Genomic DNA, 25,361 nt, shown 5'->3' with positions numbered 1-25,361 from the left:
ACTCACCGTCATGGATGAGGAGTTCCGCTCGCTGACGGACAGGCTCGGCGACGAGGCAGGTGAGTCCGAGGTCTTCCGGATGCTGCTCGCCACTGAGGACCACGAGAAACTGGCCCTGGTCCTCGTGGAGCGCGAACGCCCGCTGTGGGCACGCGAGATCGCGGCGTTCCGGCTCGGCTGCCGCGGCGACCGCCGGGCCTTCGAGGCGCTGGTGCTCCTCCTCAACCACCGCGATCCCGAACGCTGCGTATCGGCCGCCCACGCACTCCGGCTCCTCGGTGACCCCCGGACGCCCAGGGCCGCGGCCGCGCTCGCCACGAACAGCATGCGGACCGCCTACGCCCTGCACCCGGTGCGGTTGCTCACCGCCCTGCGTGCACCCGAGTCGGTGCCCGCCCTGGTGAGCACCCTGCACCGGCTGCTGACCTCCGACGAGCCGCACTGGCGCGTGGCGCTGGCCTGCGTCGAGGGGCTGGGGAGGCTGGGGGACGACAGGGCCCGCCCCGTCCTGGAAGCCGCGCTGCCGCACCCACGTCTCGGCTCGGCGGCGGCAGAGGCCCTCAGGCGGCTGCCGGAGGCCTGAGCGGGCGGAGATACCTGACCTCCGGCACCACGGCACCCCCCGCTTCGAAGGGCTCCTCGGCGCCGTCCGGCCCGAACCCCGCCCGCTCGTAGAAGCGCCGGGCGCGGACGTTCCCTTTCAGCACCCAGAGCGTCATCTCGTCGAACCCGTCCGCCGCCGAACGGGCGGTCACCTCGCCCAAAAGCGCACGCCCGGTGCCCGTGCCGATGATGCCCGGCCGCACGTAGATCGCGTACACCTCCGCGCTCCCGGGCCGGGCGCCCTCGTCGCGGGACGGGCCGTAGCAGGCCCAGCCGGTCACCGTGGAGTCCGGGGCCTCGGCCACCAGGTTCACCGGTCCGCCGTGGGCCGAGAGGTGCGCGCGCCGCCGCTCGGCGTCCTCGGCGATGTCCATCGCGTCCAGGTAGGTCTGCGGGATCAGACCCGCGTAGGCGTGCTGCCATCCGCGCACCCGTATCTCCGCCGCGGCGGTGCAGTCGTCGAGCGTCATGTCGCGTATGCGCACGCCGGGGGCGTACGCGGGATCGGGCCGAGTGGTCACGCGGCCCATCCTGGCGTACGCCCCCGGTGCGGTGCCCGGTATTTCTCAGCGGCGGAAGCCGAGCAGCCCGTGCAGCATGCTGCCCTTCGTGTTCGCGCCCGCCTTCGAGGTGGGGGCGGCCTTCGGCTCCGGCTGGGCGGCGCAGACCGCGTCCGCGCCGCTGCCGCCGCCGGTGGGGAGGGTGCCGTCGGTGAGGTAGGCCACCAGGTGCTTGTCCAGGCACCCGTTGCCGCTCAGCGTGATTCCGTGGTTGCCGCCGCCCTGCTCGACGACGAGGCCGGAGCCCTTGAGCCTGCGGCTCATGGTCACGGCACCCTCGTAGGGCGTGGCCGCGTCGTCGGTGGCCTGGAAGATCAGCGCCGGCGGGATCCGGTCGTTCGTGACCCGCACGGGCTCCAGGGCCTCCACCGGCCAGGTGGCGCACGGGGCGTTGTACCAGGTGTTGTTCCACGTCATGAACGGTGACTTGCGGTGCGCCTGCCACGTGTCGTTGCGCCAGGTGTTCCAGCCGCGGGGCCAGCCGGCATCGCGGCACTGCACGGCCGTGTAGACGGAGTACCCGTTCTCGCCTGCCTTGTCGACGGCGGCGAAGTCCTCGTACGCCGTGGCGAGCGCGTCCTGGTCCTTGTCGTTCACGTACGCCGCGAACGCCTCGGCGAGGCGCGGCCAGTAGCCGTCGTAGTAGCCGCCGGGCATGAAGGTGTCCTCGAGCTCGCCCGGCCCGACCTTGCCGGCGGCGGGGTGCTTCTTCACCGCGTCGCGCATCCCGTACCAGGCGGTCTCCACCCGGGCGGGGTCCTTGCCGAGACCGTACGTCGCGTCGTTCTTCGCGACCCATGCGGCGAAGGCCTTGTGGCGAGCGTCGAAGGCGTGGTCCTGGGCGAGGTTGTCCTCGTACCAGACGCCGTCCGGGTCGACGACCGAGTCCAGTACGAGGCGGCGGACGCGCTCGGGGAACAGCTTGGCGTAGACCGCGCCCAGGTACGTGCCGTAGGAGTAGCCGAAGTAGTTGACCTGCCGGGCGCCCAGGGCCCGGCGGATGACGTCGAGGTCCTTCGCGGCGCTGACGGTGTCCATGTACGGCAACAGGTCCCCGTGCTTCTCGCCGCACGCGGCCGCGAAGGACGCGGCCCGGTTGCGCGCGGTCTGCTCCGCCTCGTAGGAGTCAGGCACGGTGTCAGGGCGTACGGGGTCGAAGTACCTCGGCAGGCAGTTCAGGGCGGGGGTGCTCTTCCCGACCCCGCGCGGGTCGAACCCGATCACGTCGTACTGCGCGGCGAGCTTCGCGGGCAGCGAGGACGCCACGAAGCCCGCCATCGAGAGGCCGCTGCCGCCCGGACCGCCGGGGTTGACCAGCAGCGGCCCCTGCGATGTCTTCGCCGTGTGCGGGATCCTGGAGAGGGCGAGGGTGACCGGCCTGCCCGACGGGTTGTCATGGTCCAGTGGCGCGCGGACGGTCGAGCACTGCAAGGTCGGATACGCCTTCGTCCCGCAGTCGGTCCACTTGAGCGGCGCGGCGACGCGTGGTGCCGCCGTGTCCGTCCCGGCGGAGGGTGCGGACGCGGCGGACGGTGCGGCGGTCACCAGGCCCGCGACCGTGGCGCCGACGGCCACCAGAATTCCTGCACGTTTCGTCATACGGCCTCCCGTGGTCGGGCGATGCGGCTGTGGGTGGCACAGCCCCGGCCGCATGCTTCCCGGATCCGGATGCCGAACGACACATGTCGGCCGGAGTTGACCCGTTCGGTGCGCGGACCGCCGCCGTCAGAGCAGCGACAGCTGGGTGGGGCCCGCTCCGGGAGCGTCCGGGAGGGACGCCGGGTCGTCGCGGGCGGTGCGGGCGGTGCGGCGGGCGCCGCCGCGGTCGGCCGGGCCGATGCCGAACTCGGCCGCGAGCTCGTGCACCCGGCGGGTGATGCCCCGCTGGTACCAGGTCGGCGCGTACGCCCCGTCGGCGTACATCCGCTCGTACCGGTGCACCAGGTGCGGGTGGTGTTGTGCGAGCCACCGCATGAACCACTCACGGGCGCCGGGCCGCAGGTGCAGGACGAGCGGGGTGACCGAGGTCGCCCCGGCGGCGGCCACGGCGCGGACCGTGGCGCGCAGCTGATCGGGGTGGTCACCGAGGAAGGGGATGACCGGTGCCATCAGGACTCCGCAGCCGATCCCGCTGTCCGTCATGGCGCGGACGACATCCAGGCGGCGCTCGGGGGAGGGCGTGCCCGGCTCGACCGTGCGCCACAGCTCGGGGTCGGTGAACCCCACGGACACGGAGACGCCCACCTCGGTGACCTCGGCGGCCTGCCGCAACAAGTCCAGGTCGCGCATGATCAGGGTGCCCTTCGTGAGGATGGAGAAGGGGTTCGCGTGGTCGCGAAGGGCCGCGATGATGCCGGGCATCAGCCGGTAGCGGCCTTCGGCCCGCTGGTAGCAGTCGACGTTCGTGCCCATCGCGATGTGCTGGCCCTGCCACTGGCGGGAGGCCAGGTGCCGGCTCAGCAGCTCGGGAGCGTTGACCTTCACGACGATCTGGGAGTCGAAACCGATCCCCGTGTCCAGGTCCAGATAGGTGTGGGTCTTGCGTGCGAAGCAGTACACGCACGCGTGGGAGCAGCCCCGGTACGGGTTCACGGTCCATTCGAACGGCATCCGGGAGGCCCCTGGCACCCGGTTCACGATCGAGCGGGCCCGGATCTCGTGGAAGGTGATCCCCTTGAATTCCGGGGTGTCGAAGGTGCGCGTCGTCACCGCGGCCGCGGCGAAGAGCGCGCCCTCACCCGGCTTTGCGGTGTTCTCTGCCAGATTGTCCCAGCGCATGCACGCCTCCTCGGTAGCACTCAGCAGAGAATAGAACATGTGTTCCCTTGATCGTGCGCGGCGGAGCACGGGACCCGATTTTGAGGGGCCGTACCCGAGGTGGTTGGCTCAGCAGCACCCCGAACAACCGAGTGCTGGAGGAGCAGGCATGGCGCAGGTCGAGGCCACGACAGAGCGGATCATCGCGGCGGACGCAGAGACGGTGTTCGATGCGCTGGCCGACTACAAGGAGGTCCGGGGCAAGGTGCTGACCGGCCACTTCAGCGAGTACGAGGTGCGCGAGGGCGGAGACGGCGAAGGCACCCTAGTCCACTGGAAGCTCCAGGCCACGAGCAAGCGGGTCCGTGACTGCCTGCTCGAGGTCACCGAGCCCACGGACGGGCAGCTGATCGAGAAGGACCGCAACTCCTCGATGGTCACCACCTGGACCGTCACCCCCGCGGGCGAGGGCAGGTCCAGGGCCGTCGTCTCGACCGTGTGGAACGGCGCCGGCGGCATCGGAGGCTTCTTCGAGAAGACCTTCGCGCCCAAGGGACTCGGCCGGATCTACGGCGAACTGCTGCAGAACCTCGCCGCCGAGGTCGAGAAGTAAGCCTGAGCCCCCTGCTGTTGGCGTGCGGCCGGCCTCACCGGAACGGGTGGTTTTCCCGGGTGGCCGGTTGCGCGCCGTAGTGCCTCCCACCGGCGCATAAGCCCTCTACGCGCGCCGTGCGCGCGCCTGTTCGCGTTTGCCCCGCCTTGCCACCTGATGCGAGAAATGGGCGGCGCAGCTGCGATGAGGGGAGCGTCACGTGGTGGGTGGGATCACTCTGGTGAAGGACGAGCCGGGAGGCACGGAGTTCGGGCCGCCCGGCACCGTCGTGGAGGCCGAGCCGCCCGCGCCGCCGACCGCCGCCGGACCGCCCGCCCCGCCGGACGAGATCAGCCCCCGCAGGGTTCGGCTGGTCTTCCTCGGGCTGATGCTCACCCTGCTGCTCGCGGCGCTCGACCAGATGATCGTCGCCACCGCTCTGCCGAAGATCGTCGGAGAGCTGCACGGGCTGGACAAGATGTCCTGGGCGGTCACCGCCTATCTGCTCGCCTCCACGATCGGCCTGCCGATCTACGGGAAGCTCGGCGACCTCTTCGGCCGCAAGAGCGTCTTCCAGTTCGCCATCATCATCTTCGTCATCGGCTCCGCCCTCGCGGGCTGGTCGCGCACCATGGACGAACTCATCGCCTTCCGGGCCGTCCAGGGCATCGGCGGGGGCGGCCTCATGATCGGGGTGCAGGCGATCATCGCCGACATCGTCCCGGCGAGGGAACGTGGCCGCTACATGGGCCTCATCGGAGCCGTCTTCGGCCTCGCCTCCGTCGCGGGGCCGCTGCTCGGTGGTTTCTTCACCGACCACGCCTCCTGGCGCTGGTGCTTCTACATCAACGTGCCGTTCGGCATCGTCACCCTGGCCGTCATCGCGGTCGTACTCAAGCTGCCCAAGCCGTCGGTCCGCCCCCGCCTCGACGTGCTGGGGGCGCTGCTGCTGGCCGCGGCGTCGACCTGCCTGGTGCTGCTCACCAGCTGGGGCGGTACGGAGTACGCCTGGGGTTCGCGCACCATCCTGGGACTCGCCGCCGGGGCCGCCGGAACGACCCTGCTCTTCCTCGTCGTCGAGCACCGCGCCGCCGAACCCGTCATCCCGCTGAGGCTGTTCCGCGACTCGGTCTTCAACGTCACCTCACTGGTGGGCGCGGTCGTCGGAGTCGCGCTCTTCGGGGCCGCCAGCTACCTTCCGACGTACCTCCAGATGGTCGAGGGGGTGTCCGCCACCGAGTCGGGGCTGCTGATGCTGCCCATGATGGGCGGCATCGTCATCGCCTCCGTCGTCTCGGGACAGCTGGTCTCGCGTACCGGCCGCTATCGCGTCTACCCGCTCGTGGGCGGAGCCGTGTCGACCGTCGGGATGTGGCTCCTCTCCCTCCTCGACACCGACACGTCGGCGCTGGAGTACGGCGTCTGGCAGGCGGTCCTGGGCATCGGGATCGGCCTCGTCATGTCGATCCTGGTGCTGGCCGTGCAGAACTCCGTACGTCAGTCCGACCTCGGCACCGCCACCAGCGCCCACAACTACTTCCGGCAGATCGGCGGCAGCGTCGGCGCAGCCATCTTCGGCACCCTGTTCGCGGGGCGGCTCGCGGACGCGCTCGGGGTGCGGCTTCCCTCCGGAGCCGATCTGCCCGACCCCGAGTCGATCACTCCGCAGCTGGTCCACGCCATGGAGCCGGCGCTGCGCGACGCCTACATCCAGGCGTACGCCGACGCCATGCCGCGGATCTTCCTCTACCTGGTGCCGGTGCTTCTGCTCGGCCTGTTCCTCGCCTTCTTCCTCAAGGAGAAACCGCTGGTGTCCCACCACACCCCGCAGACGGCCCCCGACCCGGCCGCGGAGCACTCCACGATCCCCATGGCCCGCACCGATCCCGGCCCGCAGCAGCCCGCTCCGCCCTCCGGTACCCCGGTGCGCGGGTGCGTCCAGCACCCCGACGGCACCGCAGTGGGCCGGGCCGCGCTCACGCTCATCGACGGTCAGGGGCGGCAGGTCGGACGCGGGGCCAGCGGCGGCGACGGGCGGTACGCGCTGAGCGCGCCCGGGGCCGGCTCCTACGTGTTGATCGCAGCGGCCGGCGGGCACCAGCCGCAGGCCGTCAGTGTCACGGTCGGCGAGCGACCGGTGGAGCTGGACGTGGTGCTGGGCGGGGCGGGACGGCTCGCCGGAGCGGTCCTCACACCTGACGGCGCGCCCGTCCACGACGCGGCGGTCACGCTCACCGACGTACGGGGCGAAGTGGTCGCGAGCACCCGGACCGGGCGCGAAGGCGCCTATGTCATCAGCGAACTGGTGGCCGGTGAGTACACCCTGGCCGCCAGCGCCCCGGCCTTCCGTCCCGCCGCCCTCCCGGTCAGCGTGCAGGCCGCCAGGGAGACCAGGCAGGACATCGAGCTGGCCGGCGGCGCCGTGCTGCGCGGGATCGTGCGTGCCCCCGGCGGACGCGCCGTCGAGGACGCCAGGGTCACGCTTCTGGACGCGGCGGGCAACGTGGTCGACACCCTCACCACCGGCTCCGACGGGGCGTTCCGCTTCGTGGACCTGTCGACCGGTGAGTACACCGTGATCGCCGCAGGCTACCCGCCGGTCGCCACCGTGCTCCAGCTCCCCGGAGGAGGACGGACCGAACGCGATCTCCAACTGGGGCACGAGGACTGACGGCCGGTCAGCCGTACAGGGGGTGTGCGGAGTGTCCCGCGCACCCTCTGCCTCACGGCAGCAGACGGGGCTTCCGCCTCGCCGCGACGTCCTCGACCCAGCCGAAGCACGCCACCGCGGCCGCGATCAGCACCCACGCGACGCCGAACTGCACCCACAGGCTGTCCAGCGGCAGACGCCGCTCCAGCGCGGGCACCTCCCACATCAGGTCGACCAGCGGCACCGCGGCCATCAGTGCCACCTCGTGCCAGAGGTAGACCGTCACCGCCCGGGCGTTGAACACGGTGACGACCCGGTCGGCCACCGGATGCCGCGCGAGCCCGTCGAAGCGGGGTCCGAACCGCAGCAGGAGCAGCACGAAACCCGCCGACCACAGCGCCTGTGCGAGCGGGATGTCGTCCAGGTCGTACGTACCCTCCACCGGGTGCCCGGCCGCCCACCAGGCCCCCGCGGCCATAAGCGGTGCCGCGAGGGCCACCGCCCCCGGGCCGCGCAGCCGGTCGAGCACACCGTCACGGTGCGCGAAGCCCAGCAGCCAGCAGAACAGGAACACGGACGCGTCAGTCAGCGCGCTCCCCAGCCGGCCGTCCGGTACGCCGGACACCGTCTCCAGGACCACGGCCGGCGCCAGGGACAGGCCGAGCACGGGGAGAGGGGCGAGCCGGAAGGCACGCAGGAGCAGAGGTGAGAGCAGCACGAACCACAGGTAGGCGCGCAGGTACCAGAGCACCGCCCAGGCCTGCTCGCCCCACGCGTTGCCGGGCGGATCACCTACCGGCAGCACCCAGAGCAGCACGTCCGGGCCCGGCACCCAGCCGTGGAGCAGCATCGCCACCCCGAGCGCCAGGCCGAACACCCACACCGGGACCAGCAGCCTCCGCAGTCGGCTGCGGAGGACACCGGGAGCCGGCCGTTCCAGCGAGCGGGCCATGAGTGATCCGGCGAGCGCGAACATCACGCCCATGGAGGGGAAGACGTAGCCCAGCCAGGGCCACTCGAAGGTGTGGTAGATCACCACCCGGACGAGCGCCACGGCCCGCAGCACGTCGAAGGACCGGTCGCGGACGGCGTTTGTGGAGCCCGCGCAGGACGGCGCGAGCGCCGTCCTGCGGTGCGTCCCCGCCACTACGAGGCCCCCACGTGGGGCGCGCCGACCTCGCCGGTGCGCTTCAGCTTCTGCCAGCGGAGCCGGCCGCCGGTCGCGGCCGTGACACAGGAGTGGATCAGCACCAGGTACATCAACTGCCGGTACGCGAGCTGCTGGAGGGGGAGCATCAGCAGGTACCGGTACTTCTCCCCGTCGAGACGGAAGGCGTACGCCGCACAGAGCAACTGCACGGCCAGGATCGCCAGCCAGGCGAGCAACGAGGCACGGAAGTCCACGAAGACCATCGCGTAGACGGTGAAGACGTCGATGAGCGGGGCGAAGACCGGTGTGACGATCTGGAAGAGGACGACGAGGGGCATGCCGACCCGCCCGAAGCGCCCGGAGGGACCCCGGTCGGTGACGGACCGGCGGTGCTTCCACAGCGCCTGCATCGTGCCGTAGCTCCAGCGGTAGCGCTGACGCCACAACTGTCCGAGCGAAGCCGGTGCTTCGGTCCAGGCGCGGGCGTGCTCGGCGTAGACGACGCGCCAGCCCGCGCGGTGGAGCGCGATGGTGATGTCGGTGTCCTCGGCCAGCGTGTCCTCGCTCATCCCGCCGGCCTCCAGGACGGCCTGGCGGCGGAAGGCTCCGATGGCACCGGGGATGGTGGGCATGCAGCGCAGCAGGTCGTACATCCTGCGGTCCAGGTTGAAGCCCATCACGTACTCGATGTGCTGCCAGGCGCCGATCATCGTGGACCGGTTGCCGACCTTCGCGTTGCCCGCGACCGCGCCGATACCCGGGTCGGCGAACGGCTGCACGAGCTGGTGAACCGCGTCGGGCTCGAAGACGGTGTCGCCGTCCATCATCACGACGATGTCGTGACGCGCCTGCCGCACACCGTTGTTGAGGGCGGCGGGTTTGCCCGCGTTCTCCTGCCGGATCACCCGGACATCGGGCAGACCGAGCGATTCGGCGATCTCCGCGGTGCCGTCGGTCGAACCGTCGTCGACGACCACGATCTCGATCGGATGCGTGCTCGCGGCGAGGGACCCGAGCGTGGCGGCGATGCACTCCTTCTCGTTGTACGCCGGAACGATCACACTCACCGGCCCCGTGACCTCGGGTCCCCAGGTGAACCGGCGTCTGTTGCGCCGCCGGTAGTGGCGCCGTGCGAGCAGGAGCATCATGCCGAAGCGGCCCAGGACCGCCACGCCGACGACACCCAGGACGGTGGCCAGGCCCGGCACGATCCATTCCGCGACCGCCACCGCCGCGAGCAGAGCGCGGCCCTCCCACACGCTGGCGGTGTCCGCCCGGCGGTGGGCGGCCTGCTCGGCGTCGGACTGGGCGATGCCCGCCTGCGCGGATCCGCCCTGTGCCGCACGGCCCTCCCCTGCGGCGGCCTGTTGCTGTGCGCCGCTGACGGTGGTGAAGGTGTAGCCCTTCGCCTTCATCTTCTTGATGTACTTCGGCAGCGCCGCCAGCGTCTCGGAGCGGTCGCCACCCGCGTCGTGGAACAGGACCGAGGCGCCCTCGCCGTCCTCCGGTGTCGCCCACTCCACGATCTTGGAGACTCCCGGCTGCTGCCAGTCCTCGCTGTCGGTGTCGATGAACACGCTGGTGTAGCCCATCGCGCCCAGACGCTCGTAGACGGGCCAGCTGTAGTCGTCGATCGCATCGGTCCTCGACGAGTACGGGGCGCGGAACAGCGTCGTCGTGATGCCCGCGGCACCCGCCAGGGCGAGCTGGGTCTGGGCGATCTCCCGCTTGACGCGGGCCTCGCTCTGATAGGAGAGGTCGACGTGCGTGAAGGTGTGGACCCCCACCTCGTCGCCCTCGTCGACCATCCTGCGGACGACGTCCGGATAGCGCGAGATCATCGAGCCGACGAGGAAGAAGGTGCCCGGCACGTCGTTCTCGTCCAGGATGTCCATCACCTTCCCGCTCCACTCCGGATCGGGGCCGTCGTCGAAGGTCAGCACGATGGTCCTGTCCGGCACGGACCGCGTACGGGCGGTGCCGCCGGGGAAGCTCAAGAGGGGCCCGCCCTCCAGTACCTCGTCGGGCACCGTGTCCGCGGACGCCTCGGAGCGCACCCGCTGGTCGTTGCCGACCTCGGAGCGCAGATAGCCGTCCAGCAGCAGCATGCAGACGAGCCCGAGCAACAGCAGCAGAGCCATGATCACGCGAGGCCCGGGAGCGGCCTGGCGCCCTACGCGGCCGATCCTGCCGGGCGTGGCGTGCCGACGGCGCGGAGCGGCCATCAGTTCGCCTCGCCCGACGCCGACGCCGGCGGCGTAGGGGCATCGCTCGGGGGTGTGGTGCCGTCCGGCGGCATGCCGTGACCGGGCCGCATCCGGCCGCCCGGGCCGGCTTCCGCCGCCGGGCCGCCGTCGAAGGGGAGCAACTGGGCCGGCGTCAGGGAGATACCGCCCATGAAGGCGAGCCCCAGCACGGCGGCGTAACCGACGCATACGGTGCCCAGCAGCATGCCGGCGCGGCGCAGCAGCCTGGCCCGGCGCCCGGAGCTGTCCACGAAGACGGGCCCCTCGTGGCGGTGCGCGGCCGTGCCGTGACGCTCGGCCGAGCGGGCCGGGCCGGCGTGTGCCCGGCGTCGGCCGCGCGGCGCCGGGTCTTTGTCGATGACGGGGTCGGATTGCATGTGCGCATGGTGGCGAAGCTGTTTGTGCGAAGTCTGGAGCTTTCCTGGCCGTCGCCTGTGAAACGGGCCCGAACCTGTCGGACCGCTGAGAGTGCGCCGGGTGCGGTGGGCCCACTCGACATCGCTCGAAGCCGCCCTGGCGGGGGAGTTGCCGGCACACGGCGGCCGTTTCCTGAGCTCTTCCGTGAATTCCCTGTGTCTTCGCGCGGGCTCGTGGTGTGAGAGGTTCGAGGCGTCCTGGCAGCGCCGGCTGCCGTCCCGGACGACTTCCCGAGAGCAGGTGCACATACGTCATGCAAAGGAGCACACGGGTCTCCTCGGTCGTCGCCGGACTGGTCGCGCTCGGCCTCGCCTGCTCGGCCTGCTCGACGGGCGGCGTCGCCGATCAGACGAACGGGTACGCACCGCCTCCGCCGGCCGCCGCGAAGCCCGACTACACGCCGTACGTGAGCGCCACGACCGCCGCCGAATCCGACGGCGCGGGGTCCCCAGACACGTACAACCTGGCCTTCGTCACCTCCGACGCGTCGGGCTGCACCCCGCTCTGGGGCGGCACCACGGCGGCCACGAGTGCGGCAGTGGCGGCCCGCGTCGACGCGCTCACCGCAACCGGCGCGGACATCCGAATCTCCTTCGGCGGCGCCGCGGGCACCGAGGCCGCGCTGGCCTGCGACGACGCGGAGGAACTGGCCGACGCCTACGCGGAGGTGCTCGATGCCGTCGGCGCCACGAAGGCCGACTTCGACATCGAGGGCGACGCGCTCACCGACACCGCGTCCGTCACCCTCCGCAACAGGGCTCTCGCCCTGCTCCAGGAGAAACGCGACCTCGACGTCACCTACACCCTCCCCGTCATGCCCGACGGGCTGGAGGACACGGGGACGGCCGTCCTGGAGGACGCTGTGGACCAGGGCGTCGACATCTCGGCGGTGAACATCATGGCGATGAACTACAGCACCTCCCACAGCGGCGACATGGGCGACTACGCCGAGGAGGCCGCGCAAGCCGCCCACGATCAGCTCGTCGACCTCCTCGGGCTGTCGCAGGAGGCGGCGTGGAAGGCGCTCCACATCACGGTGATGGTCGGTGTCAACGACGTGTCGGGGGAGACGTTCACCCTCGACGACGCCGCCTCACTGCGTTCCTTCGCCACCCGCCGGGGGGTCGGCGCGCTCTCCCTGTGGGCGGCCTTCCGTGACCGGGAGTGCGCCTCGGACGAGGACACGTCCACAGCCTCGGACAGCTGCAGCGGAGTGGACCAGGACGTGGGCGAGTTCGCCGAAGCGCTGAGCGGCTGAGTGCCGGCCGGGCGGGCTCAGCGCAGCGGGGTCTCCCGGACCAGTGTCATCAGGGCCTTCGCCCCCGGGCTCATGGCCCGGGCGGGCGGGAGCACCACGACACTCTCGTAGACCGGCCTCCGGGTTCCCCCGAGCTCGACGGCGACCAGGTCCCGCGCCTCCGGCTTGCGGGAGAAGTGATGCGGCACCACCGCGATCCCGAGGCCCTCGTGCACCAGTTCCAACAGGCTGTGCACGTCGTTGACCTCGAGGGCCACCGTGCTACGGCGGACCCCGGCCGCGGCGAACGCCTCGTCCGCGGCGCGCCGGGGCCCCCAGTCAGGGTGGAAGTCGATGAACGACTCGCCGCGCAGATCGCCCCAGGCCACCCGCGCACCCTCCTGGGCGAACCGGTGGCCGGGGGCGCACAGGACGACCATGGGCTCCCGGGCCAGCGGTACGAGTTCGCCCCGCCACTCGGACGGGCTGACGGTCGCGGCGAACGCGAGGTCCAGCCGTCCGCCCGCCACCCCCTCCAGCAGGCTGGACGTGCCCTCCTGCCGCAGTCGGATCTCCATGTGCGGGTGCTCGCGGTGGAAGGCCGCGAGCAGCCGCGCCGTGCTGACCCCGGCCACGCACTGCTCGACCCCCAGCGTCAGCGTGCCGCGCAGCAGCCCCCGTACGGCGTCGACGGCGTCCCGCGCCGCCCTGGCACCCGCCAGGGTGCGCTCCGCCTCCACCAGCAGGGCCGTCCCCGCCTCGGTGAGCCGGACCGTACGTGTCGTGCGGCTGAACAGCGGCGTCTTCAGCTCGTGCTCCAGTGCCCGGACGGAAGCGGACAGCCCGGACTGGGACACGGCCAGACGCTCGGCCGCGCGGGTGAAGTGCTGCTCCTCGGCGACGGCGACGAAGTGCTCCAGCTGACGCAGTTCCATGATTGAGCAATCTAGCCGATGAATCCCAGCGGAATCTCCTGTTGGACCGCTGGATCGATCTCCGTCAGGCTTGGGGGCGCGCACCAGACCTGGCGCGCTGTGCCGTGCCCCGTGGAGTGCTCGCTATGTACCTTCCGTCCGCCGACCGTTACACCGCCATGCCCTACCGGCGCACCGGACGCAGCGGCCTGCTGCTCCCCGCGCTGTCCCTCGGGCTCTGGCACAACTTCGGAGGCGACCGGACCCCCGAGAGCCAGGGTGCGATCCTGCGCCGGGCCTTCGACCTCGGCGTCACCCACTTCGACCTCGCCAACAACTACGGCCCGCCGCCCGGCTCCGCCGAGACCGCCATGGGCCGGGCCCTGAAGACGGACTTCGCCGGACTCCGCGACGAGATCGTCGTCTCCACCAAGGCGGGCTACCACATGTGGGAGGGCCCGTACGGGGAGTGGGGCTCCCGCAAGAACCTGCGCTCCTCGCTGGACCAGAGCCTCAACCGGCTCGGCCTCGACTACGTCGACATCTTCTACTCCCACCGCTTCGACCCCGACACCCCGCTCGAGGAGACGATGGGCGCGCTCGACACGGCGGTCCGCCAGGGCAAGGCGCTCTACGTCGGCGTCTCCAACTACTCCGCGGAGCAGACCCGTGAGGCCGCCCGCATCCTGAACGAGCTCGGCACCCCCCTCCTCATCCACCAGCCGCGCTACTCCATGCTCGACCGCTGGGTCGAGGACGGACTGCTGGACGCGCTGGACGAGCTCGGCACCGGCTCCATCGCGTACTCCCCCCTGGAGCAGGGCATCCTCTCCGACCGCTATCTGCACGGCATCCCGGAGGGATCGCGTGCGGCGGGGAGCAGCCCCTTCCTGTCGGCCGAGGCCGTCACCCCGGACCTGGTGAGCCGACTGGGCGCGCTGAACGAACTGGCCCTGGGGCGCGGACAGTCGCTGGCCCAGATGGCGCTCGCCTGGGTTCTGCGCGGAGGCCGGGTCACCTCCGCCGTCGTCGGCGCCAGCAGCGTCGGCCAGTTGGAGAACAGCGTGGCGACGCTCAGCAACCTGGAGTTCGGCGAGGACGAGCTCGCGCGGATCGACGAGCTGCTCAAGGGCGCGGCCCGGGGCTGACGGGCTGCGGCCGCCCCGTGACGGCGCCGTGTGCGGTCCGTCCCGTGCCGAAGCCGCGTGCCGGCAACCCGTTGCCCCACTCGGGCCGCCCGCTGATGTCCTCGCCGGACCGGACGGGCGGCCCGAACCCGTTCGCGGCCCCGCTGCCACAGAACTCCCGCCGGTCCCGAGCCGTGGCGACATCGGCGAAGGCGGCCCGTACCCGCCGGCCCCGTACCTCCCGCCGGGGCGGGTCGCCCGAGACGTGCGGGCCCAGGACGACCCGGCCGGTGACCGGTGAAGGGAACTGGACAGCGTTGAGGATCTGTCCGAGAGTGGCGGGGGCCGATGCCGGGAGGGGACGCCGACAGGGCATCCCATAGGGTTGACCTGCGAGTAAGGGAGCGGTGAGCGTGAAGATCCTCGTCAGCGCCGACATGGAAGGCGCCACCGGAGTGACCTGGCCGGCCGATGTGCTGCCTGGCACCCCGCAGTGGGAGCGGTGCCGTTCGTTCTTCACCTCCGACGTGAATGCCGCGGCACTCGGCTTCTACGACGGGGGTGCCGACGAGGTCCTGGTCAACGAGGCCCACTGGACCATGCGCAATCTGCTCCTTGAGCGGCTCGACGACCGCGTCCAGATGCTCACCGGCAAGCACAAGTCGCTCTCCATGGTCGAGGGCATCCAGCACGGCGACGTCGACGCCGTGGCGTTCATCGGCTACCACACCGGCGCCGGCACGGAGGGCGTGCTCGCCCACACCTACCTCGCGAACTCCATCACCGGCGTCTGGCTGAACGGGGTCCGAGCCAGTGAGGGTCTGCTCAACGCCCATGTCGCGGCGGAGTACGGCGTCCCCGTCATCCTGGTCACCGGCGACGACCTGACCTGTGAGGACGCACACGGCTACGCCCCCGGGGCGCGCACGGTCGCGGTGAAGGACTACGTCTCGCGCTACGCCGCCGTCTGCCGCACCCCGGCCCGTACGGCCGCCGACATCAGGGCGGCCGCCGCCGGTGCGACCGAGCTCGCCGGCCGCCGGGCACCCGTGACCGGCGGCACCTACGAGGTGGAGCTGGAGTTCGATGCCGAGCATCTGGCGTCCGCCGCGACCGTGGTCCCCGGCGTGGCGCCGAGCGGCGAGCGGCGCGTCGCCTACACCAGCGGGACCATGTACGAAGGTATTCGGACATTCAAGGCGGTGACGACGATCGTGTCGGCCGCCGTGGAGGAACAGTATGGCTGAGGACAGCAGGCCCACCGGGTCGGTCGACGAGCAGGCGCTCGGGGAGGCGGTGACGTTCACCTCCGAGCTGATCCGCATCGACACGACCAACAGCGGCGACGGTACCTGCCGCGAGCGCCCGGCCGCCGAATACGTCGCCGAGCGCCTCGCCGGGGCCGGACTGGAGCCCGTCCTCCTGGAGCGCACCCCGGGACGGACGAACGTCGTGGCCCGGATCGAGGGCACCGACCCGTCAGCCGACGCCCTCCTCGTGCACGGTCACCTCGACGTGGTGCCCGCCGTGGCGGACGACTGGACGGTGCACCCCTTCTCCGGCGAGGTGCGCGACGGCGTCGTGTGGGGACGCGGCGCCATCGACATGAAGAACATGGACGCGATGGTCCTCTCCGTGGTCCGGGCCTGGGCGCGCGCGGGCGTGCGACCGCGCCGCGACATCGTCGTCGCCTATACGGCCGACGAGGAGGCGAGTGCCGACGACGGAGCCGGATTCCTCGCGGACCGGCACCCCGGGCTGTTCGACGGCTGCACGGAGGGCATCAGCGAGTCCGGGGCCTTCACCTTCCACGCCGGCCCCGGCATGGCGCTCTACCCGATCGCCGCGGGCGAGCGCGGAACGGGCTGGCTCAAGCTGACCGCCGAGGGCAAGGCCGGACACGGTTCCAAGGTCAACAAGGCCAACGCCGTCAGCAGGCTCGCAGCCGCCGTCGCCCGGATCGGTGCCCACGAGTGGCCGGTGCGGCTGACCCCGACGGTGCGTGCCGCCCTCACCGAGATCGCCGCGCTGCACCACATCCGCGTCGACACCGAAGCACCCGGCTTCGACGTGGACGAGCTCCTCGGAAAGCTCGGCCCGGCCGCGGCCCTGGTCGAGCCGACCGTGCGCAACAGCACCAACCCGACCATGCTGGACGCCGGTTACAAGGTCAACGTGATTCCCGGCCACGCCACCGCCCAGATCGACGGACGCGTGGTGCCCGGCGGTGAGGACGAGTTCCGCGAGACCCTGGACCGGCTGACCGGACACGGCGTCGACTGGGAGTTCCAGCACCGCGAGGTGGCTCTGCAGGCCCCCGTCGACTCACCGACGTACGCGAAGATGCGCGCGGCCATCGAGCTGTTCGACCCGGACGCCCACGTCGTCCCCTACTGCATGTCCGGAGGCACGGACGCCAAGCAGTTCTCCCGGCTCGGCATCACCGGCTACGGCTACTCACCGCTGAAGCTGCCCGTCGGCTTCGACTACCAGGCGCTGTTCCACGGTGTCGACGAGCGGGTCCCCGTCGAAGCCCTGCACTTCGGTGTCCGGGTCCTGGACCACTTCCTGCGCACCGCCTGACGAACAGCACCGCCTGACGAACAGCACCGCCCGGCGAACCGCACCGCCGCAGAACCGCTTTGCCCGACCGAAGAGGGGGAACCGTCCATGGTGTCCACAGAGGCGTACGGCACTTGGCCGTCACCGATCGACGCGGAGCTCACCGCCTCGCACGACGGACGGCCCGAGTTCGTCGGCACCGTCGGCGACGAGGTGTGGTGGACGGAACCACGTCCGGCCGAGGGCGGCCGGCGTGCTCTCGTGCGCCGCACTGTCGACGGCGGAACCCGGTCCGTGCTCCCCGAACCCTGGAACCCCCGCAGCCGCGTCATCGAGTACGGCGGAACGCCGTGGGCCGGTGCCCCGCGCGCGGAAGGCGGCCCCCTGGTCGTCTTCGTCCACTTCCCCGACCAGCGGCTGTACGCCTACGCACCGGACGGCCCGGCCGAGCCGTGGCCGCTCACTCCGGTGTCGGACGTCGGAGGAGGACTGCGCTGGGTGGAGCCGCAGTTGCACCTCGAGCGGGACGAGGTGTGGTGCGTACTGGAGGAGTTCACCGGGGAGGGCCCCACCGACGTGCGGCGGGTGATCGCCGCCGTTCCCCTCGACGGGTCGGCCGCCGAGGACCGCACGGGCGTACGCGAACTCACCGACGACCGGAACCGTTTCGTCACCGGCCCCAGGCTGTCGCACGACGGGCGCCGGGCCGCGTGGATCACATGGGACCACCCGCAGATGCCGTGGGACGGCACCGTCGTGAAGATGGCCGACGTCACCGCGGAGGGCGAATTCACCGCCGTCCGGCCTCTGGTCGGCGACACCGACGAGTCCGTCGTCCAGGTGGAGTGGGACCGGGACGGCTCGCTGCTCTTCGTGTCGGACGTCGGAGGCTGGTGGGAGCTGCAGCGGATCAGGCCCGATGCCGTAGCCGGTGCGGTCGTGCCCACCAGCCGCCTCTGCGCCGTGCGCAACGAGGAGTTCGGCGGGCCGCTGTGGAAGATCGGCCTGCGCTGGTTCCAGCTCCTGGACAACGGGCTGATCGCCGTCGTCCACGGCCGGGGCACCACCGCACTCGGTGTGCTCGACCCGGAGACCGGCGAACTCGTCGACGCCGTGGGCCCCTGGACCGCGTGGGCGGAGACGCTCGCAGTGCAGGACACCCGGGTGGTCGGCGTCGCCGCGAGCCCTCACACGTCGTACGAAGTGGTGGAGCTGGACACGGCCACGGGCCACACGCGGACCATCGGCGCGCCCCACCGGGACGCGGTCGACCCCGCCTACCATCCCGAGCCGCAGATCCGTACCTTCACGGGACCGGCCGGACGCGAGATCCACGCCCACGTGTACCCGCCGCGCCACCCCGACCGCACCGGGCCCGAGGGTGAACTGCCTCCCTACGTCATCTGGGCGCACGGCGGCCCCACCGGCCGCTCCCCGGTCGTACTCGACCTGGAGATCGCCTACTTCACCTCCCGGGGCATCGGCATCGCCGAGGTCGACTACGGCGGCTCGACCGGTTACGGCCGCGCCTACCGCGAACGGCTCCGCGGGCAGTGGGGCGTCGTCGACGTGGAGGACTGCGCTGCCGTCGCCCTGGGGCTGGCCGAGGAGGGCGCGGCCGACCGCGACCGGCTGGCGATCCGGGGCGGAAGCGCCGGAGGCTGGACCGCCGCCGCCTCCCTCACCCAGACCGACGTCTACGCCTGTGGAGCGATCAGCTACCCGATCCTCGACCTGGAGGGCTGGGCCACCGGAGAGACGCACGACTTCGAGTCGCAGTACCTGGAATCGCTCGTGGGGCCGTACGCCGACGTGCCCGAGCGCTACCGGGAGCGCTCGCCCGTCAACCACACCGACGGCCTCACCACGCCGTTCGTGCTGCTCCAGGGGCTCGACGACCCGATCTGCCCGCCCGTCCAGTGCGAACGCTTCCTCGCGGCGATCGAGGGTCGCGGCATCCCGCACGCCTATCTCGCCTTCGAGGGGGAGGCGCACGGCTTCCGCCGGGCCGACACCGTGAGGCGAGCACTGGAGGCAGAACTCTCGTTGTATGTTCAGACGTTCGGCATCGACCGCCCCGACGTACCCCGGCTGGGGCTCGCGAAGTGACCCTGGAACCTCTGCTCCGCGCCGCCCGGCTGCGCCCCGGGGCGCGGGTCGCGGTCGTCGCCCCCAGCGGCCCCGTGCCGGCCGAACGGATGGCGCGCGGCCTCGATGTGCTGCGCGGCTGGGACCTGGACCCCGTCGTGGCGCCGCACGCCCTCGACACCCACCCGGATCTGGACCACCTCGCGGGTACGGACGAGGACCGCGCCCGGGACCTGCAGGAGGCCTGGTGCGACCCGTCCGTGGACGCGGTGCTGTGCGCCAGGGGCGGGTACGGCGCACACCGCATGGTCGATCTCCTGGACTGGTCCGCGATACGGGCGGCCGGGCCGAAGGCGTTCGTCGGCTACAGCGACATCACCGTGCTGCACGAGGCGTTCGCGCTGCGGGCCGGGTTCTCGACCCTGCACGGCCCGATGGTCGCCACCGATGTCTTCCTGAAGGACGCCGCCACGCAACAGGCCCTGCGGTCCACCTTGTTCGAACCCGAGTCGACGCAGAGGCTCGGCCTGGCCGGGGCGGGCGCGCTGGTCCCCGGTACGGCCCGGGGGGTCACCTACGGCGGCTGTGTGAGCCTGCTCGCCGCCGACGCCGGCACCCCGCAGGCCAGGACCTCCGCGCGGGGCGGCCTGCTGGTGATCGAGGACATCGGGGAGGAACCGTACCGGCTGGACGGCATCCTCACCCGGCTGCTGCGGATCGGCGCCCTCGACGGGATATCCGGGGTGGTGTGCGGCTCGTGGGAGGCGTGCGGACCGTACGAGGGGGTGCGGGCCGTGCTCGCCGACCGGCTGGGCGGTCTCGGGATTCCGGTGGTCGAGGAGCTCGGCTTCGGTCACGGGCCCACGGCCCTGACCGTCCCGCTCGGCGTGCCGGCGGTGCTGGACGCGCCGGCCGACGGCGGCCGGTGCACGCTCACCGCCCAAGTGCCCGCGCTGGTCTGACGCGCGGGCCGCTGACGCGGCGTAGCTTCCCTCGGAACCCGGCTCCCGTACATTGACAGCGGTATGAGCTGTGTCACAGCATGGGCCGGACCCAGCACTTACCGGCCGGTAAGGTGTCCTCGGTGTGGAGGTCCATGTGTCGCGCGCTGTGCCCGGGTTCCGCCGTCCGCTCACCTTGCTCGCGGGGGCGGCGCTTCTCGCCCCGCTCGCCCTGACCGGCGTACCCCAGGCGTCCGCGACCGAGCGGTACACCGTCACCGCGCTGGAGTTCACCGTGCGTGCCGGGGACCGGTCCTGCACCGTGGACGCCGACCTCTACAGGCCGGCCGGTGTCGACGCGCGGCATCCCGCCCCGGCCGTCCTAGCCACCAACGGCTTCGGCGGCAGCAAGTCCGACGGTTCCACCGACGTGATCGGCAGGTCCTTCGCCGAACGCGGCTACGTGGGACTCGTCTACTCGGGCCTGGGTTTCGGCAGGTCCGGCTGCCTCATCACGCTCGACGACCCCGCGATCGACGGAGAGGCGGCCTCCGGGCTCGTCGACTTCCTCGCCGGTACCCGCGCCGCCGACGACGGCACCAAGGCCGACTACGTCACCTCGGACGGACCCGGCGACCCGGTCGTGGGCATGATCGGCGGCTCGTACGGCGGAGCCGTCCAGCTGGCGACGGCATCCGCCGACCACCGCGTCGACGCGCTTGTCCCGCTGATCACCTGGAACGACCTGGCGTACTCGCTGGCACCCAACGCGGCCGGGGCGCCCCGGGGCGTCTCCTCCGACACGCCCGGCGTCTTCAAGTGGCAGTGGAGCAACGGTTTCTACCTGATGGGTGAGGGCCAGCCCCTGCTGGTCCCGAGCCTCGACCCGTCGCGCTTCGGCAGCCTCGGGTGCCTGCACTTCGCCGCGCGGGCCTGCGACACCATCCGCCTCCTGAACTCCGGCCGCTACCCCACCGCCGCGACGCGGGAGATGCTGACGTACGCGCGGAGCGTCTCGCCGGCCTCCTACCTGTCCGGTGTCACCGCGCCGACCCTGCTCGTGCAGGGCCAGGCCGACAGCCTGTTCAACCTCAACGAGGCCACCGCGACCTACCGGGCGCTCGAGGCCCAGGGCACCGCGACGAAGATGATCTGGCAGTCGTGGGGCCACAGCGGCGGCTCGGTGCCCGGCGAACTCGACCTCGGCAGTGGCAATCTGGAGACCAGCTACGTCGGGCAGCGCATCCTCGCCTGGTTCGACCGGTACCTCCACCACGACGAGAACACCTCCACCGGCCCCGAGTTCGCCTACTACCGGGACTGGGGGAGCGGGTACGGCACCGCGGCCGGCGTACCGGGCCTGTCCCGCACGATGTACCTCTCCGGCGACGGCGCTCTGGTGGACAGCCGCTCGAAGGTCGCCCGGGGCAGCCGGCAGTACGCCAACTGGCTTCTGCCGACGAGCCATTCCGAAAGCTCCCTCGCGGGGATCATCGGGCTCACCGACCCTGCGCCCTACGACACCGAGGGCACCTACCTCGGGTGGACCGGTCCGCCGCTGACGTCTCCGCTCGACGTGGTCGGCGCGCCTAAGGCCACGCTCGAGGTCGTCTCGCCGAAGACGGAACGGGTCCAGAACAGCGGCGACGCCGCGGACAAGCTGGTGCTGTTCGCCAAGGTGTACGACGTGGCACCCGACGGGACGCAGAAGCTGGTGAACCGGCTCGTCGCGCCGGTGCGCGTCCCCGACGTCACCCGTCCCTTCACCGTCGAGCTCCCCGGCATCGTCCACCGGTACGAGGCCGGGCACCGGCTGCGGTTCGTGGTCGCCGGAAGCGACACGGCCTACTTCGGCAACAGGGGCGTCAAGCCGGTCACGGTGGTCAGCGCCCCGGGGGACACCGGCGTCCTGGAACTCCCCGTGGTCGGCTGACCGTCACCCGTACGGCCCCGCTCACCGCTCTCCTGGCCCCGGACGGAGGCATCCTGGCTCCGGGGGCCGCCGCCCCCGGCCGCCGGAGCCCAGGACTCAGCGAAAGGGCCGCCCATGAGCCCCAAGGACGTACACAGCGGGAGTACGGGCGCGTTCAGCCCCGCCCGGATCGCCGTCACCCTCCTGGCCGTGCTGACGATCGTCTTCATCTGTGTGAACACCGCCGAGGTCACCATCCGCGTGATCATCCCGAAGGTCACGATGCCGCTCTGGGCGGCGCTGCTGGGGGTCTTCGTGGCCGGTGCCCTCTGCGGGGCCTATCTCTTCCGCCGGCGTGCGGCCCGCTGACGGCCGTCCAGCCGGTCCCTGGCGGGCGGGACGGGCTCGGGGGCCTCGGTCCCGGCCTTGCGCGGCGACCACTTCGGCGAAGCGGCCCGGCACGAGAGGCCACCGGCCTGATCGTCGACGCCGTCACCGAGCCGGGCGGGCCGGGTCCTCGATCCTCCGGGTGGACCACGCCCTCGGCAGCGGGACGCTCCAGAGCGCCCCAGACCGCCGGGCTGACGACCCGGCACGCCCTCGCGACCTGTCAGGCGGGCACGTTCCGGTCGACGTACTCGAAGACCGAGCCGTCCGGATGCAGGGCGATGAGATTGCGGCCGGCCGGCGTGGGCAGGGGGCCCGCGACGACCTTGGCGCCCACCCGGGTCAGAGCCGCGTGGGCGTCGTCGACGTCCTTGACCGCGATGGTCGCCGACACCTTGCGGAGCACCTCCAGTTCGGCTTCGGGGCCGCTCATCAGCAGGAAGCAGCCGATCGCGGCCACCGAGACCCCGCCGCGCTCGAAGCGCAGTGCCGGAGTGCTGGTCAGGCCCTCGTAGAAGGCCACCGAGGCCTCCAGGTCGTCGACGCAGATACGCAGCGTGGTTCCCAGGATCTCCATGCCCACGAGGGTAGTTGCCTGCCGGGCCGGATGTGATCGGTTCCGTGCCCTGTCGACTGATCACGCCCGGCAGAGGACCTCGCCGTGGGGCACCATGAACCACGCGTCGGGTTCCTCGCCCCACGCGCGCCAGGCCTCCGAGACGGCCGTCAGCCGGGCGGCGTCGGCATGGCCGCCGTCCACCGCCCGCTTCGCGTAATCAGACGCGGTGGTGCGGTCCGCCCAGAGGCCGCTCCACCAGGCGCGGTCGTCCGGGGTGGCGAAGCACCAGGCCGCCGCCGTCGGGGTGACGTCGGTGAAGCCTGCCTGCCGCGCCCAGGACAGCAGCCGGCGTCCGGCGTCGGGCTCGCCGCCGTTGGCGCGGGCCACCCGGCCGTACAGCTCCTGCCACTCCCGCATCCCGGGCACCTCCGGATACCAGGCCATGGCCGCGTAGTCGCTGTCGCGGGCCGCGACGACGCCGCCGGGCCGGCACACCCGCCGCATCTCGCGCAGAGCCTGTACCGGGTCCCCCGTGTGCTGAAGCACCTGATGGGCGTGGACGACGTCGAAGGAGTCGTCGGGAAAGTCCAGGCCATGGACATCGGCGACGGCGAACTCCACGTTGCCCACACCGCGTTCGGCGGCCGTCTCCGCCGCGCGGTCCAGTACGTCGCGGCTCCTGTCGACCGCGGTCACCCGGCCGGGCGCCACCAGCGCGGCGATGTCCGCGGTGATGGTGCCCGGCCCGCAGCCCACGTCCAGGACCGCCTGGCCCGGGCGGAGGGCGGCGATCAGGTAGGCCGCCGAATTGGCTGCGGTCCGCCATCGGTGCGAGCGGAGAACCGACTCGTGGTGACCGTGGGTGTAGACGGCTGTTTCCTTCGGCATGGCCGGACGTCCCCTCTTGGGCCTCAGTCGTGGGCGATGGGGCCGACGGTACGCTGCGATGTCGAATTATGAGATAGCTGTCTTACTATGTGGGCTGAGCTAGACGGGCATCGGGCAGTACACCGTCAGCGCCTCCGGCAGCTTGTCGATGAGCAGCTCCGTCCCCGAGTGCGCCACCTCGCCGTCGTAGGCGTACGGAGTCCCCGGGGTGAGCCCCGCGAGCCGTACCCTGCGGCGACGCACGGCCGCGTGGACGGGGGAGCGGCTCAGCGGTCCGGCGACCGCTGCGGCGAGCAGCCGGAGGCCGGGGGTCCGGCCTCCGTGCACCACGCGCACGTCGAGCAGGCCGTCCGCCAGGTTGTGGCGGCGGCCCGGCGCGGGGCCCACCCGCCGGAACAGCCCGTTGCCCACGAACAGCAGCCACAGCGGCCGCCGCCTGCCCTGGAGCTCGGCGGTCAGGGGGCGCGAGCCGCGCAGCGCCTCGAGGGCCGCGAGGACGCCCGCGGGCCAGCCGCCGATCCTGGGCGACCAGCGCTCCCTGGTCCGGACGAGCTCCGGGTAGACGCCCAGGCTGAAGGCGTTGAGGAAGTACCCGTGCGCACCGTCGGGCCCCTGCGGGCCCGGCCGGAAGCGGCCCAGGTCGACCCGGACCGCGTCGCCCGCGGTCAGTGCCGTCACCGTGTCCTGCACCGTCTCGATGCCGAGGTCGTAGGCGAAATGGTTGAGTGTCCCGCCGGGGAAGACGGCGAGCGGCACGCTGTGGGTCGCCGCGACGGCCGCCGCCATGTTGACGGTGCCGTCGCCCCCGCACACGCCGAGGGCCTTGCCCTCCCGCGCGGCCTTCTCCATGCATCCCGCCAGATCCGCCGGTGCGCACTCCACCGTGGACGCGAGCGGCAGGGCGTCGCGGATCAGGGCCGCCGCGGCGGTCGCGGAGCCGGACTCCCGGTTGACGACGACCACCAGGTCCTGCCCGGCGGGCAGTGCCGGGGCCTCGCCCGGCGGCCTGCCGGGGGCGGGCAGCTGTCCACGGGTCGGTACGACGCCCCGCAGTGCGAACGCGGCACCGACGCCCAGCGCCGCGCCGGCCAGCACGTCGCTCGGGTAGTGGACGCCGGTGTAGACGCGGGAGGCCGCCACGGCCGCCGCCACCGGCGCGACGACGGCGCCCCAGCCCTTCGACTCCAGTGCGACCCCCGTCGCGAAGGCGGCGGCGGACGCCGCGTGCCCCGACGGGAAGGACGAGGTGTAGGGCTGCCGCTTCAGCTGCCGCATGACCGGAACCAGGTCCACTATGGGGCGCTCCCTGCGGACCGCCCCCTTGCCCACGGTGTTGATCGCGGCCGACGCCACTGCCAGTGAGGCGATCCCGCGCAACGCCGCCCGGCGGGACCGCGCGCTGGTGCCCAGCGCCGCCATGCCCGCGGCGGCCCCGAACCACAGCAGCCCATGGTTGGCGCCGCGGCTCAGCCGGGGCAGGACCGCATCGGCACCGGGCCAGTGTCTCTCGGCAACGCGCTGGAACGCGGCGAGATCGTGCTGCTGGAATCTGGCCCGCCAGCGGCCGGGGGAGGGGAGGCTGTTCGTTGTCGACATGGGACAGCGAATACCCTGCGACCGGGCGGTGAACCAGGAGGCGCGCACAGTGACGTCGGTCGGATTCTGGTCGAATCGCACGGAATGAGGGGAATCGACCCCGTCCCGCCCGCTCCGCCGCGCCGAACACATTGCCCGGACAAGTTGCCTGCCGTTAGCCTGCGTTCGTGATTCC

Annotated in this window: 21 protein-coding genes; 11 read left to right on the top strand and 10 right to left on the bottom strand. The window is 72.0% G+C overall.

Features of this window, described 5'->3' with window-relative positions:
• Positions 1-10: 10 nt before the first annotated feature.
• Entirely contained in the window at positions 11-583 is a 573-nt protein-coding gene (locus tag JOC24_RS16280) for an adenylosuccinate lyase (protein WP_205021015.1), read from the top strand.
• Here the strand turns inward: JOC24_RS16280 and JOC24_RS16275 are convergent.
• The 3 genes from JOC24_RS16275 to JOC24_RS16265 form a co-directional block, all read right to left on the bottom strand.
• Positions 561-1,133, bottom strand: coding sequence for a GNAT family N-acetyltransferase (locus JOC24_RS16275; RefSeq protein ID WP_205021014.1), 573 nt, complete (start codon positions 1,131-1,133; stop codon positions 561-563). The genes JOC24_RS16280 and JOC24_RS16275 overlap by 23 nt on opposite strands.
• 36 nt (positions 1,134-1,169) lie before the next feature.
• A complete protein-coding gene (locus JOC24_RS16270) occupies positions 1,170-2,762 on the bottom strand; it encodes an alpha/beta hydrolase (protein WP_205021013.1) in 1,593 nt (530 codons plus the stop codon).
• A gap of 126 nt (positions 2,763-2,888) precedes the next feature.
• Positions 2,889-3,941, bottom strand: a complete 1,053-nt coding sequence (locus tag JOC24_RS16265; RefSeq protein WP_205021012.1) for an Rv2578c family radical SAM protein — start codon at positions 3,939-3,941, stop codon at positions 2,889-2,891.
• A 148-nt stretch (positions 3,942-4,089) separates the two neighbouring features.
• On the opposite strand from JOC24_RS16265, the gene JOC24_RS16260 reads away from it, so the two are divergent.
• Together JOC24_RS16260 and JOC24_RS16255 are read left to right on the top strand one after the other, a co-directional pair.
• Positions 4,090-4,533, top strand: coding sequence for an SRPBCC family protein (locus tag JOC24_RS16260; RefSeq protein WP_205021011.1), 444 nt, complete (start codon positions 4,090-4,092; stop codon positions 4,531-4,533).
• Positions 4,534-4,732: 199 nt separating this feature from the next.
• Positions 4,733-7,183 carry an MFS transporter gene (locus tag JOC24_RS16255; RefSeq protein ID WP_205021010.1) on the top strand — a complete coding sequence of 817 codons (2,451 nt, stop codon included), beginning with the start codon at positions 4,733-4,735 and terminating at the stop codon, positions 7,181-7,183.
• Between the two features lie 52 nt (positions 7,184-7,235).
• Here JOC24_RS16255 and JOC24_RS16250 read toward each other — a convergent pair whose 3' ends face one another.
• The 3 genes from JOC24_RS16250 to JOC24_RS16240 are packed head-to-tail and all read right to left on the bottom strand — an operon-like array spanning position 7,236 to position 10,935.
• Positions 7,236-8,309: an acyltransferase family protein gene (locus JOC24_RS16250; RefSeq protein ID WP_205021009.1), complete on the bottom strand. Its 1,074-nt coding sequence runs from the start codon at positions 8,307-8,309 to the stop codon at positions 7,236-7,238.
• A complete protein-coding gene (locus tag JOC24_RS16245) occupies positions 8,309-10,537 on the bottom strand; it encodes a bifunctional polysaccharide deacetylase/glycosyltransferase family 2 protein (protein WP_205021008.1) in 2,229 nt (742 codons plus the stop codon). Before JOC24_RS16245 ends, JOC24_RS16250 begins: the two co-directional genes overlap by 1 nt.
• On the bottom strand, positions 10,537-10,935 hold the full coding sequence (locus tag JOC24_RS16240; RefSeq protein WP_205021007.1) for a hypothetical protein: 399 nt from the start codon (positions 10,933-10,935) through the stop codon (positions 10,537-10,539). The genes JOC24_RS16245 and JOC24_RS16240 overlap by 1 nt, the downstream gene beginning before the upstream one ends.
• 293 nt (positions 10,936-11,228) lie before the next feature.
• Between JOC24_RS16240 and JOC24_RS16235 the strand changes: the two genes are divergently transcribed.
• The gene (locus JOC24_RS16235; RefSeq protein ID WP_205021006.1) at positions 11,229-12,233 is read left to right on the top strand and encodes a chitinase; all 1,005 of its coding nucleotides are present in this window, start codon (positions 11,229-11,231) and stop codon (positions 12,231-12,233) included.
• A 17-nt stretch (positions 12,234-12,250) separates the two neighbouring features.
• On the opposite strand, the gene JOC24_RS16230 is transcribed toward JOC24_RS16235, so the two are convergent.
• Positions 12,251-13,147, bottom strand: a complete 897-nt coding sequence (locus JOC24_RS16230) for a LysR family transcriptional regulator (RefSeq protein ID WP_205021005.1) — start codon at positions 13,145-13,147, stop codon at positions 12,251-12,253.
• Between the two features lie 125 nt (positions 13,148-13,272).
• Between JOC24_RS16230 and JOC24_RS16225 the strand changes: the two genes are divergently transcribed.
• The 7 genes from JOC24_RS16225 to JOC24_RS16195 all read left to right on the top strand — a co-directional run bounded on the left by JOC24_RS16225 (position 13,273) and on the right by JOC24_RS16195 (position 22,125).
• The gene (locus JOC24_RS16225) at positions 13,273-14,274 is read left to right on the top strand and encodes an aldo/keto reductase (RefSeq protein WP_205021004.1); all 1,002 of its coding nucleotides are present in this window, start codon (positions 13,273-13,275) and stop codon (positions 14,272-14,274) included.
• A 392-nt stretch (positions 14,275-14,666) separates the two neighbouring features.
• Positions 14,667-15,500 carry a M55 family metallopeptidase gene (locus JOC24_RS16220; protein ID WP_205021191.1) on the top strand — a complete coding sequence of 278 codons (834 nt, stop codon included), beginning with the start codon at positions 14,667-14,669 and terminating at the stop codon, positions 15,498-15,500.
• Positions 15,493-16,836 carry a M20/M25/M40 family metallo-hydrolase gene (locus JOC24_RS16215; protein ID WP_205021003.1) on the top strand — a complete coding sequence of 448 codons (1,344 nt, stop codon included), beginning with the start codon at positions 15,493-15,495 and terminating at the stop codon, positions 16,834-16,836. Before JOC24_RS16220 ends, JOC24_RS16215 begins: the two co-directional genes overlap by 8 nt.
• A gap of 87 nt (positions 16,837-16,923) precedes the next feature.
• Positions 16,924-18,924 (top strand): S9 family peptidase, encoded by a 2,001-nt coding sequence (locus JOC24_RS16210; RefSeq protein WP_205021002.1) that lies wholly within the window; start codon positions 16,924-16,926, stop codon positions 18,922-18,924.
• The gene (locus JOC24_RS16205) at positions 18,921-19,865 is read left to right on the top strand and encodes a S66 peptidase family protein (RefSeq protein ID WP_205021001.1); all 945 of its coding nucleotides are present in this window, start codon (positions 18,921-18,923) and stop codon (positions 19,863-19,865) included. Before JOC24_RS16210 ends, JOC24_RS16205 begins: the two co-directional genes overlap by 4 nt.
• A gap of 124 nt (positions 19,866-19,989) precedes the next feature.
• Positions 19,990-21,777 (top strand): CocE/NonD family hydrolase, encoded by a 1,788-nt coding sequence (locus JOC24_RS16200; RefSeq protein ID WP_205021000.1) that lies wholly within the window; start codon positions 19,990-19,992, stop codon positions 21,775-21,777.
• A gap of 114 nt (positions 21,778-21,891) precedes the next feature.
• On the top strand, positions 21,892-22,125 hold the full coding sequence (locus tag JOC24_RS16195; protein ID WP_205020999.1) for a LapA family protein: 234 nt from the start codon (positions 21,892-21,894) through the stop codon (positions 22,123-22,125).
• A 241-nt stretch (positions 22,126-22,366) separates the two neighbouring features.
• Here JOC24_RS16195 and JOC24_RS16190 read toward each other — a convergent pair whose 3' ends face one another.
• The 3 genes from JOC24_RS16190 to JOC24_RS16180 all read right to left on the bottom strand — a co-directional run bounded on the left by JOC24_RS16190 (position 22,367) and on the right by JOC24_RS16180 (position 25,186).
• A complete protein-coding gene (locus JOC24_RS16190) occupies positions 22,367-22,720 on the bottom strand; it encodes a VOC family protein (RefSeq protein ID WP_205020998.1) in 354 nt (117 codons plus the stop codon).
• Positions 22,721-22,780: 60 nt separating this feature from the next.
• Positions 22,781-23,590 carry a methyltransferase domain-containing protein gene (locus tag JOC24_RS16185; protein WP_205020997.1) on the bottom strand — a complete coding sequence of 270 codons (810 nt, stop codon included), beginning with the start codon at positions 23,588-23,590 and terminating at the stop codon, positions 22,781-22,783.
• Positions 23,591-23,689: 99 nt separating this feature from the next.
• The gene (locus JOC24_RS16180; RefSeq protein WP_205020996.1) at positions 23,690-25,186 is read right to left on the bottom strand and encodes a bifunctional phosphatase PAP2/diacylglycerol kinase family protein; all 1,497 of its coding nucleotides are present in this window, start codon (positions 25,184-25,186) and stop codon (positions 23,690-23,692) included.
• Positions 25,187-25,361 lie beyond the last annotated feature (175 nt).

This window comes from Streptomyces sp. HB132, assembly GCF_016909575.1.
Taxonomy (GTDB): Bacteria; Actinomycetota; Actinomycetes; order Streptomycetales; family Streptomycetaceae; genus Streptomyces.
The sequence above is the reverse complement of the archived record's forward strand: the minus strand, read 5'-3'. Positions and strand labels throughout refer to the sequence as shown.

Excerpts from the sequence above, each read along its gene's own strand:
- JOC24_RS16280 (WP_205021015.1), top strand. The coding sequence starts at position 11 with ATGGATGAGGAGTTCCGCTCGCTGACGGACAGGCTCGGCGACGAGGCA.
- JOC24_RS16275 (WP_205021014.1), bottom strand. The coding sequence starts at position 1,133 with ATGGGCCGCGTGACCACTCGGCCCGATCCCGCGTACGCCCCCGGCGTG.
- JOC24_RS16270 (WP_205021013.1), bottom strand. The coding sequence starts at position 2,762 with ATGACGAAACGTGCAGGAATTCTGGTGGCCGTCGGCGCCACGGTCGCG.
- JOC24_RS16265 (WP_205021012.1), bottom strand. The coding sequence starts at position 3,941 with ATGCGCTGGGACAATCTGGCAGAGAACACCGCAAAGCCGGGTGAGGGC.
- JOC24_RS16260 (WP_205021011.1), top strand. The coding sequence starts at position 4,090 with ATGGCGCAGGTCGAGGCCACGACAGAGCGGATCATCGCGGCGGACGCA.
- JOC24_RS16245 (WP_205021008.1), bottom strand. The coding sequence starts at position 10,537 with ATGGCCGCTCCGCGCCGTCGGCACGCCACGCCCGGCAGGATCGGCCGC.
- JOC24_RS16240 (WP_205021007.1), bottom strand. The coding sequence starts at position 10,935 with ATGCAATCCGACCCCGTCATCGACAAAGACCCGGCGCCGCGCGGCCGA.
- JOC24_RS16235 (WP_205021006.1), top strand. The coding sequence starts at position 11,229 with ATGCAAAGGAGCACACGGGTCTCCTCGGTCGTCGCCGGACTGGTCGCG.
- JOC24_RS16230 (WP_205021005.1), bottom strand. The coding sequence starts at position 13,147 with ATGGAACTGCGTCAGCTGGAGCACTTCGTCGCCGTCGCCGAGGAGCAG.
- JOC24_RS16225 (WP_205021004.1), top strand. The coding sequence starts at position 13,273 with ATGTACCTTCCGTCCGCCGACCGTTACACCGCCATGCCCTACCGGCGC.
- JOC24_RS16215 (WP_205021003.1), top strand. The coding sequence starts at position 15,493 with ATGGCTGAGGACAGCAGGCCCACCGGGTCGGTCGACGAGCAGGCGCTC.
- JOC24_RS16210 (WP_205021002.1), top strand. The coding sequence starts at position 16,924 with ATGGTGTCCACAGAGGCGTACGGCACTTGGCCGTCACCGATCGACGCG.
- JOC24_RS16195 (WP_205020999.1), top strand. The coding sequence starts at position 21,892 with ATGAGCCCCAAGGACGTACACAGCGGGAGTACGGGCGCGTTCAGCCCC.
- JOC24_RS16190 (WP_205020998.1), bottom strand. The coding sequence starts at position 22,720 with ATGGAGATCCTGGGAACCACGCTGCGTATCTGCGTCGACGACCTGGAG.
- JOC24_RS16185 (WP_205020997.1), bottom strand. The coding sequence starts at position 23,590 with ATGCCGAAGGAAACAGCCGTCTACACCCACGGTCACCACGAGTCGGTT.
- JOC24_RS16180 (WP_205020996.1), bottom strand. The coding sequence starts at position 25,186 with ATGTCGACAACGAACAGCCTCCCCTCCCCCGGCCGCTGGCGGGCCAGA.